The sequence below is a fragment of the Geminicoccus harenae genome (assembly GCF_019800005.1).
GTDB classification, from domain to species: Bacteria; Pseudomonadota; Alphaproteobacteria; order Geminicoccales; family Geminicoccaceae; genus Geminicoccus; species Geminicoccus harenae.
This window is the reverse complement of the sequence record NZ_JABGCL010000261.1, coordinates 1-546: the sequence shown is the minus strand read 5'-3', so window position 1 is coordinate 546 and position 546 is coordinate 1. Positions and strand designations below refer to the sequence as shown.

The window sequence follows — 546 nt, the reverse complement described above, 5'->3', positions numbered from 1 at the left end:
GTCTATGACGGGTTCCGCTACAACAAGAAGCCCAACGTGTCCGGCTGCGGCCTGACCTCGATCAAGATCTTCTATGAGGGCGAGCTGTTCGGCGGCAAGTCGAAGAAGCAGCCCAACATCGCCCAGCTCAAGAACGTCATCGTCCCGCAGATCCTGAAGAAGAAGTGGGACTATGTCGTCATCGACATCGAGGTCTGGGACGAGATCAAGGAGATGGACAAGCTCATCCTGGCGATGAAGACCATCCGGGATGGCGTCCGCAAGAAGGGCGGCAAGTCCAAGCTCGGCTACTACATGATGATCCCGGAGAAGAACTGGTACGCTCCGGTGCAGAACCGTTCCAGCAAGGTGAAGGCCTGGAAGTCGAACAACGACAAGCTGGCGCGTCTGGCCAAGGAAGTCGACGTCATCTTCCCGTCGCTCTACACCATGTTCGACAACCAGAGCGACTGGATCAAGTACGCCAAGGGCAACATCGCCGAGGCGCGCCAGTACGGCAAGCCGGTGATCCCGTTCATCTGGCCGCAGATCCACAACTGGAACTCC

General features: G+C 57.9%; 1 protein-coding gene. It reads left to right on the top strand.

What is annotated here, in order from left to right:
• The coding region (locus HLA95_RS27830; RefSeq protein WP_222185228.1) for a hypothetical protein at window positions 1–546 on the top strand (546 nt) is incomplete at both ends.